Below are 15,278 nucleotides of genomic sequence, written 5' to 3'. Positions count from 1 at the left end.
AGTACTAATAACTTAAATCAGACTATACTATAATACCACTTTTAAAATAAAAATTCTACACCTTTTGATATTGTCTAATTTTTTCTATAAGATTTTTCATGTTTTCCCTTGCTATTACTGGGTTTCTAGCATGTGAATACACTAAAAATTTTGGTTGTTTTGTGTCAGAAACGATATAAGACCACTCTTTTTCAGTATATTTGAACTGTACTCCTTCAAATATACCTTCTCCCTTCCTTTCTATATCATCCAATAATTTCCTCATAATTTCCCCTTTTTCATTCCATGAACATACCACTTCATCATAAAGTAAATAGAGCGGAGGTGATTGCTCCACTATGCTGAGAAACGTTTTTCCTTGCAATGCTATTAGCTCAAATAATTTTCCAATCCGATATAAAATATCTCGCTTCCACCTTACTTGAAACGCCTTTCTTTCATCCTGCGTATAAAATAGAAGATAACATTCCCCTAACTTCAAAGACATTGGGTAAATATTTCCTGTCGATTCGAGTAAGAAATCTGGAATATCTACCTCTTCCAAATCTGTACCTTGGTAAATATTACTATGTTTATCGTATAACTCGAAATGATTTCCTTGCTCAGAAAATATAAGAGCCATATTCGCTTTACTTGATTTCATCAAAGCTTTCACATGATCTTTTTGTTCGCTTGCATAAATCCATGTAACTGTACAACCAAGTCTTTGCAGAAAGAGCATAAGTAAATGTTGCAACGTATCATTTCTCTTATTAATAAGAAGATGAAACTTCTGCATCTGTATTTTCTCGATATCAATATGCTCCAATATAACTTCTATATACTCATTCATAGAAACATGAACCAGCTTATTACGCCCCATTTCTTTCTCCATCACGTAATAAAACAATTCGGACATATATACTTGTTCTATCTCTTTTTGCTGCTTATACGTTAACGGCATGCCAGCTTGACCGTATAACTTTATAACAATCTCATTCTCATTCTCTACTTGAATGAAAACACCACCTGCACATTGCAAATGATGAACACTATATTGAAAAAGTGACTCGTTCATTTCTTTACATTCCATCGTATGAATCCCTATACCATGAATAGCATGTAAAAATAAATTTTTATAAGAGGTTGTTTCTATATTTTCTTGACTTCCAATTAATATACTTTCTCCTTTTTTAAAAAGAGAACCATACGCCATCGCAATCTTCACGATAAACTGGGGAGTAATTTCAACATTCCCTCTTCCTACAATGCGGCTTTTTTGTAACCACCCTGCACTCATTTCACTCTCTTGAATACCAGCCGCTCCTACTATCGAATGACTATCAATCGCCTTATAAGGCCATACTTTTCCTTTTTGCTTAATTACCGTACTTCTCCCGATATGACAGTGATCCGCTACAACGCTTTTTTGAAACAGTGTAACATCATCTTCAACTATTGTACGCTCTCCTATTGTCGTTTCTAATAGTTCACAATACTTCCCAATGTGGGCATTCGCAAAAACAATACTTTTTTGAAGATGAGAATAACTTGAAACGATACTATTTTTCCCAATAATAGAATATGGCTCAATTACAGCTCCTGTACCAATCTTTACTCCTTCTCCAATAAAAGAGGGGCCATGAATTTTCGTCCCTTTACCAATCGTCACCCCTTCTCCCATCCATACCATCGGTAATACTTCCGTATAAGGAATAGGTACTTGTAACTTTTTCGTTAACAAATCAAATTGTGCTTGTCGATATTGATTAAATGTGCCGATATCTAACCAATAACCTTCTGACAAATATGCGAATAATACATTTTTGTTTGCCAATAACGGAAACACATCATGACTGAAATCACAAAATTGTCTAGGCGGTATGTAAGAAAAGATTTCTGGCTCCATAATATATATGCCTGTATTCACAACATTAGATACTACCTCATTCCAGCCCGGCTTTTCTATATATCGTGTAACCTCCTGGTCTTTATTTATTACAACCAATCCAAATGAGAGTGGATTTTCTACTTCTTTCACAAACATTGTTACCATTCTTTTCTTTTGTTCATGAAACCTAATTCCTTCTGATAATTGAAAGTCAGTTAATGCATCCCCGCTTATCACAACAAATGTTTCATCTAAAAATTGTTCTGCTTGTTTAATACTCCCTGCTGTGCCAAGCGGAGGAGAGTCTTCAAAATAATACAAGTTAACTCCCCATTTACTACCGTCACCAAAATATTGCTTAATGGTCGTACTCATATATTGAACAGTAATTGCAATTTCACGAATACCATGCTGGCGTAATAACTCAATATTATATTCTAAAACTGGTTTTTCTAATAATGGTAACATCGGCTTTGGAGTATTACATGTTAATGGTCTAAGGCGTCTTCCTTTTCCTCCAGCTAAAATAACCCCCTTCATATACTTCAGCCTCCACTTATATAATGTTCAGTAACTTCATATACCATATGTATATTCCCTATCCCACATGAACTAGCAGCATAAACTTGATTAGTTAAACAAATCCTCATTTAGAAGACCATATAATTAAATTTCTCACCTATAAAAACGTACATTTCAAACAACAAGAAAGCGCTTACTATTAATTATTAAATAATACTTATTAACGACCAACATATATACTAATTTTCCCATTACATTATGATACATCTTATCATCATAAACTAAAGGAAACAACGAGCTTTTTTTGTCATGTTTTGACTAAAAAAAGCAGGTGATTTCCCATCACCTACTTTAATTCCTACTCATTCAATAAATAATGCTTTCCTTTTACTAAATAAAAGACATTTTCAGCAATATTTGTAATATGATCTGCTACACGCTCAATATATCTCGCGACAAATGATAATTGTGTAATTTGCGTAATTGCTTCTGGTTGTTCCGGAACCGAAGATATAAACTCACGAATTGCTTTTCCATATATTTCATCAACGGAATCATCCATTTCAGCAATTTGTTTCGCAAAAGTTAAATTTTCTTGTTCATATGCTTCTAACGCTAAATGCAACATCTCATTTGCAACCGCAAACATTTTATCCAGGTTGTGCAAACTAACAGCCACTTCTTTTTCCCCAAGACGAATTGTAGCCTTTGCAATATTAACAGCATGATCTGCAATACGCTCTAAATCTGTCGCTGTTTTAATTGAAATAAAAATCCTTCTTAAGTCACTTGCTACAGGTTGCTGCTTCGTAATGAGCATAAGCGCAAGATCGTTTATTTCCTCTTCTAAATTATCCATGCGGTAATCACCATCAATGACCTCTAACGCTTTCTCTACATCCCTTGTATGCAGACCTTCCATAGCAATCAATAAAGCCGCATTTGCTAATTCTCCAAGCTCGATCACCTTTTGCTGTAACGCTTTTAAATCACCTTGAAACTGTTCTCTTACCATTTTTCTTCCCCCTCAATATTATGTGCCATTATATAAAAGTGAAACTTTAATCCCCCCTCATCAATCGGGCTTTTATGCTTGTAATAAACCTTAAGATAAGGAGAAGTATTACTTCTCTATTAACAGTAAGATAAAATAAGAAATGCCCTCTGTTAAGAGGGCATTTGCTCTTAGCTTTGAAACGATATCAACCAAAGCGACCTGTAATATAATCTTCTGTACGCTTATCTGAAGGAGTCGTAAATAATTTGTTTGTATCTGTATACTCCACAACTTCCCCGCTTAAGAAGAAAGCTGTTTTGTCTGAAATACGCGCTGCTTGTTGCATATTATGCGTTACGATAACAATACTAAAATCTTTCTTTAGCTCTTGAATTAATTCTTCTACTTTTAATGTTGAAATTGGGTCTAATGCCGATGTTGGCTCATCCATTAAAATAACGTCTGGCTCAATAGCTAAGCAGCGTGCGATGCATAGACGCTGTTGCTGTCCACCAGATAAACCGTATGCATTATCGTGCAAACGATCTTTTAACTCATCCCAAATCGCTGCTCCACGTAAACTTTTTTCAACAATTTCATCTAATGTCTTTTTGTCACGAATACCATGGATTTTTGGACCGTATGCTACATTCTCATAAATAGATTTTGGAAATGGATTTGGCTTTTGGAACACCATTCCTACATGCGTTCTTAATTCTTCAACTGGATATGATTTATCAAATATATTGCGTTCTCTATACTCAATTACACCTGTAGTTCGAACGATCGGTACTAATTCTACCATGCGATTTAATGTTTTTAAGTAAGTTGATTTACCACAGCCACTTGGACCGATAATGGCTGTAACTTCATTCTCATGAATACTTAAATTAATATCTTTTAAAGCATGGTCTTCCCCGTACCATAAATTTAAGTTTTTCGTATCAAATACTACCTTCTTTGGCGCAGTCTCGATTTTCTCTTCATTTTTCACCTGTACATTTACTACTGTTGCTACCATTTGAATTCCCCTTCCATCCATTTCCAACTTATTTTCGATTTCGTAACCATAAAACAAATATATTGATAAATAGCAACAAACCTAACAAAACAATCATCCCAGCTGCTGCTACATACTGAAATTCTTCTTGTGGCCTACTCATCCAATTAAAAATTTGAATTGGTAGAACTGTAAATCTATCAAACATACTAAATGGAACATAATTTGCAAACGCAAGTGCCCCAATAACTAATAGTGGTGCAGCTTCTCCAATTGCTCTTGATATCGCTAACGTACAGCCCGTTATAATCCCTGGGAAAGCATATGGCAATACAATTTGATACATCGTTTGCCACTTCGTAGCACCTAATCCGTAAGAACCCTCTAATAATACACTTGGTACTGATCGAATTGCTTCTTGACTCGCCACAACAACTGTTGGTAAAACGAGTAAACTCATCGTCAGCGCTGCTGCAACTATACTCTCTCCTAAATGAAGAGCATATACAAAAATAGTTAAACCAAGCAATCCAAATACAACGGATGGTACTCCTGCTAACGTTTGATTATTAATCTCTATTATTTTTTTAAATAGAGATTCCTTCGCATATTGCTCTAAATAAAGTGCTGTTCCAACTCCAAATATAAAAGAAACAGGTATAACAATACTCATAAATAATATTGTCCCTGACAAAGCTGCAGCAATACCAGCTTCTTTCGGATTACGTGAAGCGAAATTTGTAAAGAAATCTATTGAAAGATAACTTATACCTTTTTCAACAATTTGAAACAGTAACAAAAACAAAATTACGATTGAAAATAAAATTGCTATATAAAATAACAATTTGTAAATTCGATCTTTTAAAAAGCGTGATGCCATGTTTTTTTGTATTTTTTTATGATTCAACATTCGCATATTATGTCATCCTCCTAAAACGGCGCATAATAGACTGCGAAATGATGTTCATAATAAAGGTAAACAAAAATAACGTTGCACCTACAGCATACATGCTGTAATACGTAATCGTTCCATGCGGAGCATCACCTAAACTTACTTGCACAATATAGGCTGTTAACGTTTGAATTGAATGTGTCGGATCAAGCGATACATTTGGTGTGGATCCTGCTGCAATTACAACAATCATCGTTTCACCAATTGCACGAGAAGCCGCTAATATAATTGCTGCCATAATCCCTGTAAAAGCGGACGGAAACACCACTTGTTTTACCATTTCAAACCGCGTCGCTCCGAGTGCTAATGAAGCTTCTTTCGTCCCTTTCGCCACAGCTCTCATCGCGTCTTCAGATAGAGATGCAACGGTAGGCATCATCATAAATCCGATAACGATTCCTGGACTAATCGCATTAAAAAACTGTAAATCTGGTATAAGCCTTTGTAAAAGCGGCGTAACAATTGTTAATGCAAAAAAACCATATACAATTGTCGGGATACCTGCTAATAGCTCTAACATCGGCTTTAATATTTTCCGTGCACTATTTGAAGCATATTCGCTTAAAAATACGGCACACGCTAAACCGATAGGAATTGCTACAAACATAGCAATTGCAGTTATAAGGAACGTTCCACATATGAGTGGTAATATACCGAATTTAGGGTCTTCAAAAAATGGTAACCATTCTTTCTCCGTCAAAAAGGAGTATAATGATATTTTTTGAAAAAACATGATTGTTTCATTAGAGAGCGTAAAAACAATTCCAAGTGTCGTCACAATAGAAACGCTAGCAATTATTTTTAGTAATAAAGGCACTATTCGATTGATTCGCTGCGTTTTTTTTCTTTGTTTTGTATTTCTTTCAATCAAATGTTGTACAGAAAATGTAATTTGACTTTTGTCATTATGAGCCAAAGATGAAAACCCCTTTCCACCCTGACATTACCTTTTTATTTCTGTTAACATACGCAGCTGTTCATTGTATTTTTCTTTTCGTAATTTTACATACCCGACCTCTTCAGCGAGGTTACCGACATGCTGAATCATAAACTCAACATAGTTTGCTACATTCATTTTATTTCGGATAGATGCATTATTCACATAAGCAAGTAGCGGCCTAGATAACGGCTTATACTTACCTGATTGAATGGTCTCTTTCGTCGGAAATACACCATTTACTTTTATTGCTTTCACCTTATCTCGATTAGCCATATAATAAGCATATCCTACAAAAGCAATGGCATGTTTATCATTCATTACCCCTTGCATAATAACTTGATCATCTTCAGACAAAGAGACTTTTTTTATAATGCGATGATTTTGTAAGATGACATTTTGAAAATAATCATACGTACCAGAGTCTACGCCTGGTGCATAAAACTTCACTTGTTCACGTGGCCATGTTGAATGAATTTGTGACCATCGCTTCTCTCTTCCATCTTCACTCCAAAGTAGTCGTAACTCGTCTACTGACATATCGTCTACCCATGTATTATGGCGATTCACAACAATCGTAAGACCGTCGTTAGCAACCTCAAAAGGTGTGAACTGAATAGAGTTTTTCTTCATTTCATTTTTCTCGACTTGTTTCATTACTCTCGAAGCATTATTTATATCTACTTCTCCTTTACTGAAACGATTAAATCCTCCCCCAGTTCCAGAAATACTGATGGAAATTTTCACGTCTGGATGCACCTTTGTATATTCCTCCGCTACTGCTTCTATAATAGGAAAAACCGTTGAGGATCCATCAACTCTCACTTCTCCCGTATCATTTAAAGCAAATGCAGTAGACATTTCAAAACAGAGGAACCATATTGATAATACGAAAATCTTAATCGGTGTACGCATCCATTTCACGTGTTCTTCCTCCTAGAAGTAACCGGAAATAACAGGATTACAGATATAAGAATACTGCTAAACTATTAATTCGGTTTTAATTGTTTGTAAAAGTTTTGTAAAGTTCCACAAAAATCAACATACGATACAATTTTAATTCAGTAGTAGCTATTCATTTCCTCTGATGATTTCCCTATAAAATATTTATCCCCTATCCCACCATATACAAGTATCATTTATAGGGCCGCGTTTTTTCAATGTTGTATACTTGTCCACATTTATTACACGATATGCATAAACCATAAAAAAAAGCACACTATCTTTTCATATAGTGTGCTTTTTTACAACTTTTTTATTCATCATCTTGATCTTTGTTTTTATTGTCTTTATCATCTTTTGGAGCTTCACCATTTACTTCTTTGTTTTTCAAATCAAAGTAAGCGTCCATAATTTCACGACCAATATATCCATTAATACCAGTCTTATCATCATGTACCCATGGAACGACAACAGAGAATGCTACTTCTGGATCTTCAAGTGGCGCATAACCTACTAATGTTAAGTTATATGTTTCCACACGTTCACCTTTTGCATTTCTACCAATCTCTTTATCTCCACCATACACAGTTTGAGCTGTACCAGTTTTCCCAGCAGCTTTATATTTTGCACCTGTAAAGTACTTTGTAGCTGTACCACCTGAATCATTATACACTTGTCTAAATCCTTCTTGAACGCGTTTAATTTGCGATTCCGGCATATCAATACGATTTAATACTTTCGGTTCCATAGATTGAACAACTTTCCCAACTTCATCTGGTTTCACTGCCGGTTGACGAATTTCTTTTACAACTTGTGGTTGCATACGATATCCGCCATTGGCAATCGTCGAAATATATTGCGCTAATTGAAGCGGTGTATACGTATCATACTGTCCAATTGATAAATCTAGTAAGAAACCTGGTTGACTACTTCTACCCATCTGACCAGCAGATTCATTCGGTAAATCAATTCCTGTTTTTACACCAAGTCCAAACTGTCCGAAATAATAACGCATCGTATCAAATGCTTTTTGAGGTATATCTAACGTACCACCTCTCACATACTGAACACCGGCGATATTCATCGCTGTTTTAAACATATAAACGTTAGAAGACATTTTTAAAGCTGTAAGGTCATTAATATATCCCATCGTTTTCCAAGACGACTTCGTAGGTGTACCTTTTAATTTAATTGGTTCATCCAATTGTACTGCCCCTGGTTGAATCGCACCAGTTTGATATCCAGTAAGTACTGTTGCACCTTTTACAGTTGATCCCATCGGATAAGAACTTGTCATGGTACCTAATGCAAAGTCATTTACTTTCGTTTGGCCATCTTCGTTAACTAATTGTTTCCCCGCCATAGATAAAACTTCACCATTTTTTGGGTTCATCATTACAACAAATGCGCGATCTAAAAGAGGTTCGCTTCCTTTAAACCTCATTAAATTCTTCGCAAGAATATCTTCCACGCGCTTTTGTAATTCCATATCAATTGTTAAGTTCAGGTCATTACCACTTTGTCCTTTTGATACATTAATCGTTTCTAAAATATTACCGTTTTTATCTGTAACATTTCTAACTTCTGCTTTCGTACCGTGCAGACTATCTTCATACTGTTGTTCAAGATAACTTTTTCCTACTCGGTCATTTCGATTGTAATCACGAACAAGATAGTAATCTAGTCTTTCTCTCGGTAAGCCTTCATCAGATGTCGACACCCCACCAAGTACACTTCGGAATAAATCATCGTACGTATATTTTCGCTCCCAATCAACATTCGTATCTACACCTGGTAATGCTGCTAGGTTTTCACTAATAATCGAATATTCCTTTTCTGTAGCATCCTTTTTAATAACTTGAGGTGTCATTGCATATCCGCCGTCCATCTTACTCTTAATCGCTAGTATTTCTAGATCTTTTGCGGATAATTGATTAATCTCTTCTTCTGTTACACGACTTCGCTGACGCTCGTCTAATTCTTTATCATCAATTTTTTTATCTTTAAACTCTTGACGATCTTTATTCGTAATTTTTTCTTTAGCTTCCTCTTTATGCATAGCAAGCCAATAATCTTTTTTATCGCGATCTGTTAATTTATCTGTCGGTACTTCAATCAAATCTGCTAGCTTTTTCGCTGTTTCTAAGCGATCCTCTGCAGTTGATCCCTTCATTTTTGTAAATGTAATAGTACGAATGGCTGCATTATCTACTACAGGTCGCCCATAACGGTCAAATATTTTCCCACGCGGTACAGGATTACTTATCGTTGAGTTTTCTTTCTTCTCCACTTCATTCTTATATTCTTCACCGCGAACAATTTGTACATATCCGAGCCTTACAATAACCGCGGAGAACATTAAAAACACGCAGAAAAACAACACGTTTAATCGAAAAGGAACGTGGGTCTTTTTCTTATTTTGCTTCTGCTTCTTGCTCATACAAACCCCCTCTACCAACAGCTATGTAATGTGAAAGGGACACCCTCATACAGGTGTCCTCACTGCTGTCTTACATCTTTTTCTATTCTAGCATAAAACAAACGAGAAGTTAACCTTCTGGTTCAGTTTGGTTTTGCGCGTTCTCTTGCGTTACAACACTTGTTTTACTCGCATTTCCCTCATCATATTTGACATTTTTAACTGCAAAATAAATAAGAAAATGTCCAGCACCTAAAATACATAATAAGTAAGGTAAACTTTTTTCAGGTGGAAAGAATAGTACAGCACATAAAAAACTTAAAATGGAACAGATTCTTCCGGCGTTTAACCATAACTCCCGAACAACGACATATTCCACACGCCATTCTCTCGCATTTTTCGCTCTACCAATTACGTCATATGTCATTGATCCGTACGGAACAAGTAAAATAGGATATGCAATCGCAATACATGCCGCATAAATAAGTAATTTCGTGTATGTAACATTGAAAATAACTAAAAAGACGACAGCATATAAAATAATGCCCCCAAGTAAAATTGCTTTTTTTCGCCACTCCTTCTTTAACATACGAGCAACTAAGTAATAACATACAAAGGATACAGCAGAGTTCACTAAACTGTATTTCCCTAATGCGAACTCACTATTAGTTGCTAAATAAACATATACTGAAATGACAAAAATAAACGTCCCTTCTCTCAATCCTTGGAAAAAATGAGCTCGTGTAATCTTTCCCCAATTTTTATCAATCCGTCGTTCTTTCAATACTTGCACGATTTCATAACGCCCTTCACATTCTCTTTTAGATAAAAAGAAGCTTAAGACGACAGCAATTGCAAATAGAACTAATGAAAGAAAGAATATAACAGTATAGCCACTCCATTTCTCCATACGTGAAATTGTGTATCCTGCTGCTATTGGTCCAATCATCCCAGAGAAGGATGTAAGAAGTCCAAGAAACCCATTAAAGAAATCTCTTGTTTCTGGTTCTGTAATTTCAAATGTCAATAAGTTAAAAGCCAACCAGTAAAAACCGTATCCTACTCCTAAAAGAGCCCCCATTAATAGAATATACTGAGAAGCACTTTTCCCTGCTACTAAGACAACGATAAAAAAAATTGCGAGCGTTCCTACCCCTATTCGTAATAAAATCGAGCGATCGATACGTTTCGCTAATTTCCCCCCTACAAGAAATGTGAGAGGCTGTAATACCACGCTGGCTAAATTATACAAGCCAAGATTCACATAATTTTGTGTTTGTTTCCATAAATAAATATTTACAAACGTATTCGATAAAGAAATTGCGAGCGTGTATAAACCTCCTATAAGGAGCAATAACACTAAATCCCGATTCACTTCAACGTCACCAATTATATGTTTCCATTTCATACACAACTCTCCTTTACTTCATGTTCTAGTCTTCCAAAGACAAGCCCAATTATGTAAAAGGAAAGCATAGAAAAAAGCTAGGGGCTCTCCCCTAGCTTTTTCTATATTTGTTACAATTATTTTGCTTCTTGGTAACGTTTTTCAGCAGCGTTCCAATCTACAACGTTCCAGAATGCACCGATGTAGTCTGGACGACGGTTTTGGTAGTTTAAGTAGTAAGCATGCTCCCAAACATCTAAACCGATAACTGGCGTTTTACCTTCAGTTAAAGGAGAATCTTGGTTTGGAGTGCTTGTTACTTCTAACTCACCATTGTTTACTACTAACCAAGCCCAACCAGAACCGAAGCGAGTTGCGCCAGCTTTTGCGAATTCTTCTTTGAATGCATCGAAGCTACCGAATTTTGCTTCAATTGCAGTTGCAAGATCACCTACAGGTTGTCCTCCGCCGTTTGGAGATAGGATTGTCCAGAAGAATGTATGGTTAGCATGTCCGCCACCATTGTTACGTACTGCTGTACGGATTGCTTCTGGTACTTCGTTTAAGTTTGCAACTAATTCTTCTACGCTTTTGTCAGCTAATTCTGCATGACCTTCTAAAGCAGCGTTTAAGTTTGTAATGTACGTGTTGTGATGTTTTGTATGATGGATGTTCATTGTTTCTTTGTCAAAGTGAGGCTCTAAAGCATCATACGCATAAGGTAAATTTGGTAATTCGTGTTTTGCCATTGTTATATTCCTCCCAGTTTATGTATTGCCACTTAAGTGACATACAACTTCATTCTACCCTAATTGCCATAGGGTGCAAACAAATAAATCACATTGTCTTGCTATCATTAAAGTAGCAAAATTCCCACTTCTTTTCAATTAAAATGCTCATATATTCCGTAAAAAAAGCTTCCTTCTACAAGGAAGCTTCCTGCTAACATAATAAACATGTGAAATGGATATGGACCCTGTAGGACTCGAACCTACGACCGGACGGTTATGAGCCGTCTGCTCTAACCAGCTGAGCTAAGGGTCCACAATTATGTATGTAACAACATATCAAATAAAGGAATTCCTATCGGATATGCTCTTTAAGAAATGTAAGATAAATTTACCATATAGAAAAGAAAAGTGTCAATTGTATTTTTCTTATTTAAAAGAAGAAAGTTAATAAAAGAAATTTAGTTATCTCCACTATATGTAAATATAATATATCTTGAGATTCTCTAGATTACTACGTTACAATGATTTTATACATACATAAAGGAAGTGAATCTATGTCCATATTTACCCAATTCGTAAAAAGCATATACTCGCCTAAAGATATGGCGCTATTCCGTTTTCAAAAAATCGGTAAAACCATTTTGTATATTATGCTACTTTGCTTAATTACTACTATTCCAAGAACTTTTTTGTACGGTAGTTTTATCCAAGATGGTGTAAGCATGGTAAATCAAGTCATCGATAAAGATTTACCTGATTTTAAAATTGAAAATGGCGAACTAAAAGCCGATATTGATCAACCTATTGAAAAAGAAGAAGGAAATGCACTTTTCATATTTGATCCAAATTCAACAGACCTAGAAAAATATCAAAATAAAACAGGTTTATTTGTTTTAAAAGATAAAGTAGTCTCTATGGGAAATGGTCAAATACAAACGTATTCCTATAACGATTTGTTAGGTGCATCTCTTGAGAAAAAAGATCTACAAGAATTTATTTCTTTATTCGATAATATTTATCCGATTTTATTATTTGTTATTGGATTCTTAGTGTACCTATTCCAATTATTCATTACTTTTGTAGGCGTGACTTTACTTGCGTTCATCGGTTCTGCTATGAGCGGTCAACGTAAACTATCCTATAAACAAGTTTGGACACTAACTGCATACAGCTACACAATTCCAACAATCTTCTTTATGATTATGGACGCATGTAAAATTGTCGTACCTGGATCAACATTCATCTATATCGCAGTTGTTTTAATTGTTCTGTACTTAACGATTAAAGAAGTTCCAAAACCGAAAGAAAAATAAGAACGAAAAAAATGCCTAAATAGGCATTTTTTTTTTGGACAAGCATATATTCCTAGCAAAGGAGTGAAGAATATGAAAAGATTAGGTATATTCCTATTCGTGCTTGTTCTCGGTTATATATTTTATTACGATATAAAAATCGGTACTTTACCGATGTTAAGTTCATATAAAAAAACAACTGCTGCTCAAACGATTAAAAAAGAAAACACAGACAGTCAACAAAATAAAGAGAACAAAACAGAAAAAGAAACAGATGTATCTTATAAAACAATTGAAGTAAAAACTGGTGAGACAGTTCTTTCTATTACAGAACAAATTAACAAGAAAAAAATTCCTTCCATAGAAAAAGTCATTGACGACTTTAAACAATTAAATAAAAGTACATCTGCTACAAAAATACAAATTGGAAAGTCTTATAAATTCCCCTTATATCAATAAGCTATCACTTAATCCTTGTCAATTACATAAAGGCGCTGATACAATAGTAAAAGTGAAACCGAGTACTTCGGTTTCTATAGCCCTATATCACGTATACTATCATTGATATGAGGGACTAAATAAGAAACTTCTTTTATAAGGAGAGCGATCTATTCGTGAATGAAATGACTCATCGTACAAAAACACGTCCAGTTAAAGTCGGTAATTTAACAATCGGCGGTAATAATGAATTAATTATACAAAGTATGACAACAACAAAAACACATGATGTTGAAGCAACAGTTGCTGAAATTAAGCGTTTAGAAGAAGCCGGCTGTCAAGTCGTCCGCGTTGCCGTTCCAGATGAACGCGCAGCAGATGCTATTGCTGATATAAAAAAACAAATCAACATTCCACTTGTTGCTGATATTCATTTTGATTATCGCCTTGCTTTAAAAGCAATTGAAGGTGGCATTGATAAAGTACGTATCAATCCAGGTAACATTGGTCGTCGCCATAAAGTAGAAGCTGTTGTAAATGCAGCAAAAGAGCGCGGTATTCCAATCCGTATTGGTGTAAACGCTGGTTCATTAGAGCGTCACATTTTAGAAAAGTACGGGTACCCAACTGCAGATGGTATGGTTGAGAGTGCGCTACATCATATTAAAATTTTAGAGGACTTAGATTTCCACGATATTATCGTATCTATGAAAGCCTCTGATGTTAACTTAGCAATTGAAGCATACGAGAAAGCTGCTCGTGCTTTTGATTATCCATTACATTTAGGTATTACAGAGTCCGGAACATTGTTTGCCGGAACTGTAAAAAGTGCTGCTGGTCTTGGAGCAATCTTAAATAAAGGCATCGGAAATACACTACGTATTTCATTAAGTGCTGATCCAGTTGAAGAAGTAAAAGTTGCTCGTGAACTATTAAAATCATTCGGTCTTGCGTCTAACGCAGCAACACTTATCTCTTGTCCAACTTGTGGTCGTATTGAAATTGATTTAATTAGCATCGCTAACGAAGTGGAAGAATACATCTCTACACTTCAAGTACCAATTAAAGTTGCAGTACTTGGTTGCGCTGTAAATGGTCCTGGTGAAGCTCGTGAAGCTGATATCGGTATTGCCGGTGCACGTGGAGAGGGATTATTATTCCGTAAAGGGCAAGTCGTTCGTAAAGTACCAGAAGAAACAATGGTAGAAGAACTGAAAAAAGAGATCGACGTAATTGCTGCTGAAATGGCTGCTGAGCGAGAAAAAGAAAAAGAGACACAAGAACAATAAAAAGAAGGTTGCCACAATATTTGTGAGCAACCTTCTTTTCTACGTAAAAAAGCTCGTCAGTTTAACCGACGAGCTTTTACTTTGCACATTTTGGACAACGACCATATATTTCAAACTTATGACCCGTTACTTCATAACCGGTAAAATCTTTATTCATAAAATCCATTGGGCAGGAAGTAATCTCTTTCGTTCCCCCACAATCCAAACAAATAAAATGATGATGATGTTCCATAATAGAACAAGTAAAACGAAAATGTTTTTCACCATTTAATTCCGTTTGTTCTAAAACACCAATCTCAGCAAAAACTGTTAAGTTACGATAAATCGTATCAAAACTAAGCCCTGGATAATCGTCCTTCATATGCTCTAAAACGTCTTTCGCAGTTAAATAACGATTATGTGCTGCAAATAATCTGAGCATCTCTTCTCTTTTTCCAGTATGTTTGTATCCTTTTTCTTTCATTAGGCGTAAAGCTTCTGTTAGATTCATACCTATCCCTAC

At 35.4% G+C, this 15,278-nt stretch carries 13 protein-coding genes and 1 tRNA gene; 3 read left to right on the top strand and 11 right to left on the bottom strand.

The window, feature by feature from the left end; all coding sequences use genetic code 11:
• Positions 1 to 55 precede the first annotated feature (55 nt).
• The 10 genes from ACK1U5_RS18275 to ACK1U5_RS18230 form a co-directional block, all read right to left on the bottom strand.
• A complete protein-coding gene (locus ACK1U5_RS18275) occupies positions 56 to 2,410 on the bottom strand; it encodes a sugar phosphate nucleotidyltransferase (RefSeq protein WP_000679333.1) in 2,355 nt (784 codons plus the stop codon).
• A 340-nt stretch (positions 2,411 to 2,750) separates the two neighbouring features.
• On the bottom strand, positions 2,751 to 3,407 hold the full coding sequence (phoU, locus tag ACK1U5_RS18270; RefSeq protein WP_069604836.1) for a phosphate signaling complex protein PhoU: 657 nt from the start codon (positions 3,405 to 3,407) through the stop codon (positions 2,751 to 2,753).
• 187 nt (positions 3,408 to 3,594) lie between these two features.
• Positions 3,595 to 4,410, bottom strand: coding sequence for a phosphate ABC transporter ATP-binding protein (gene pstB / locus ACK1U5_RS18265; RefSeq protein WP_000226681.1), 816 nt, complete (start codon positions 4,408 to 4,410; stop codon positions 3,595 to 3,597).
• Between the two features lie 28 nt (positions 4,411 to 4,438).
• Positions 4,439 to 5,305, bottom strand: coding sequence for a phosphate ABC transporter permease PstA (pstA, locus tag ACK1U5_RS18260; RefSeq protein ID WP_001242557.1), 867 nt, complete (start codon positions 5,303 to 5,305; stop codon positions 4,439 to 4,441).
• A gap of 1 nt (position 5,306) precedes the next feature.
• Complete coding sequence (gene pstC / locus ACK1U5_RS18255; protein ID WP_000940912.1) at positions 5,307 to 6,257, bottom strand: phosphate ABC transporter permease subunit PstC; 951 nt, start codon at positions 6,255 to 6,257, stop codon at positions 5,307 to 5,309.
• A 27-nt stretch (positions 6,258 to 6,284) separates the two neighbouring features.
• On the bottom strand, positions 6,285 to 7,202 hold the full coding sequence (locus tag ACK1U5_RS18250; RefSeq protein ID WP_061138950.1) for a PstS family phosphate ABC transporter substrate-binding protein: 918 nt from the start codon (positions 7,200 to 7,202) through the stop codon (positions 6,285 to 6,287).
• A gap of 331 nt (positions 7,203 to 7,533) precedes the next feature.
• Positions 7,534 to 9,660 (bottom strand): peptidoglycan D,D-transpeptidase FtsI family protein, encoded by a 2,127-nt coding sequence (locus ACK1U5_RS18245; protein ID WP_061138949.1) that lies wholly within the window; start codon positions 9,658 to 9,660, stop codon positions 7,534 to 7,536.
• A gap of 109 nt (positions 9,661 to 9,769) precedes the next feature.
• On the bottom strand, positions 9,770 to 11,047 hold the full coding sequence (locus ACK1U5_RS18240; RefSeq protein WP_000871385.1) for an MFS transporter: 1,278 nt from the start codon (positions 11,045 to 11,047) through the stop codon (positions 9,770 to 9,772).
• A 116-nt stretch (positions 11,048 to 11,163) separates the two neighbouring features.
• Entirely contained in the window at positions 11,164 to 11,775 is a 612-nt protein-coding gene (sodA, locus tag ACK1U5_RS18235) for a superoxide dismutase [Mn] (RefSeq protein ID WP_069604753.1), read from the bottom strand.
• Positions 11,776 to 11,996: 221 nt separating this feature from the next.
• Positions 11,997 to 12,070 (bottom strand) — tRNA-Ile (locus ACK1U5_RS18230).
• Positions 12,071 to 12,311: 241 nt separating this feature from the next.
• On the opposite strand from ACK1U5_RS18230, the gene yqgB reads away from it, so the two are divergent.
• The 3 genes from yqgB to ispG all read left to right on the top strand — a co-directional run bounded on the left by yqgB (position 12,312) and on the right by ispG (position 14,776).
• Positions 12,312 to 13,070, top strand: coding sequence for a protein YqgB (gene yqgB, locus ACK1U5_RS18225; RefSeq protein ID WP_069604752.1), 759 nt, complete (start codon positions 12,312 to 12,314; stop codon positions 13,068 to 13,070).
• 72 nt (positions 13,071 to 13,142) lie between these two features.
• Entirely contained in the window at positions 13,143 to 13,508 is a 366-nt protein-coding gene (yqfZ, locus tag ACK1U5_RS18220) for a protein YqfZ (protein ID WP_000825416.1), read from the top strand.
• A 164-nt stretch (positions 13,509 to 13,672) separates the two neighbouring features.
• Entirely contained in the window at positions 13,673 to 14,776 is a 1,104-nt protein-coding gene (gene ispG, locus ACK1U5_RS18215; protein ID WP_153577907.1) for a flavodoxin-dependent (E)-4-hydroxy-3-methylbut-2-enyl-diphosphate synthase, read from the top strand.
• Between the two features lie 76 nt (positions 14,777 to 14,852).
• Here the strand turns inward: ispG and ACK1U5_RS18210 are convergent, their stop codons facing one another.
• A complete protein-coding gene (locus tag ACK1U5_RS18210) occupies positions 14,853 to 15,266 on the bottom strand; it encodes a Fur family transcriptional regulator (protein ID WP_001054516.1) in 414 nt (137 codons plus the stop codon).
• Between the last annotated feature and the right edge of the window lie 12 nt (positions 15,267 to 15,278).

It is taken from the genome of Bacillus sp. XB1, assembly GCF_053557995.1.
Note: the sequence above shows the minus strand (reverse complement) of the source record. Positions and strands in the feature narration are given on the sequence as shown.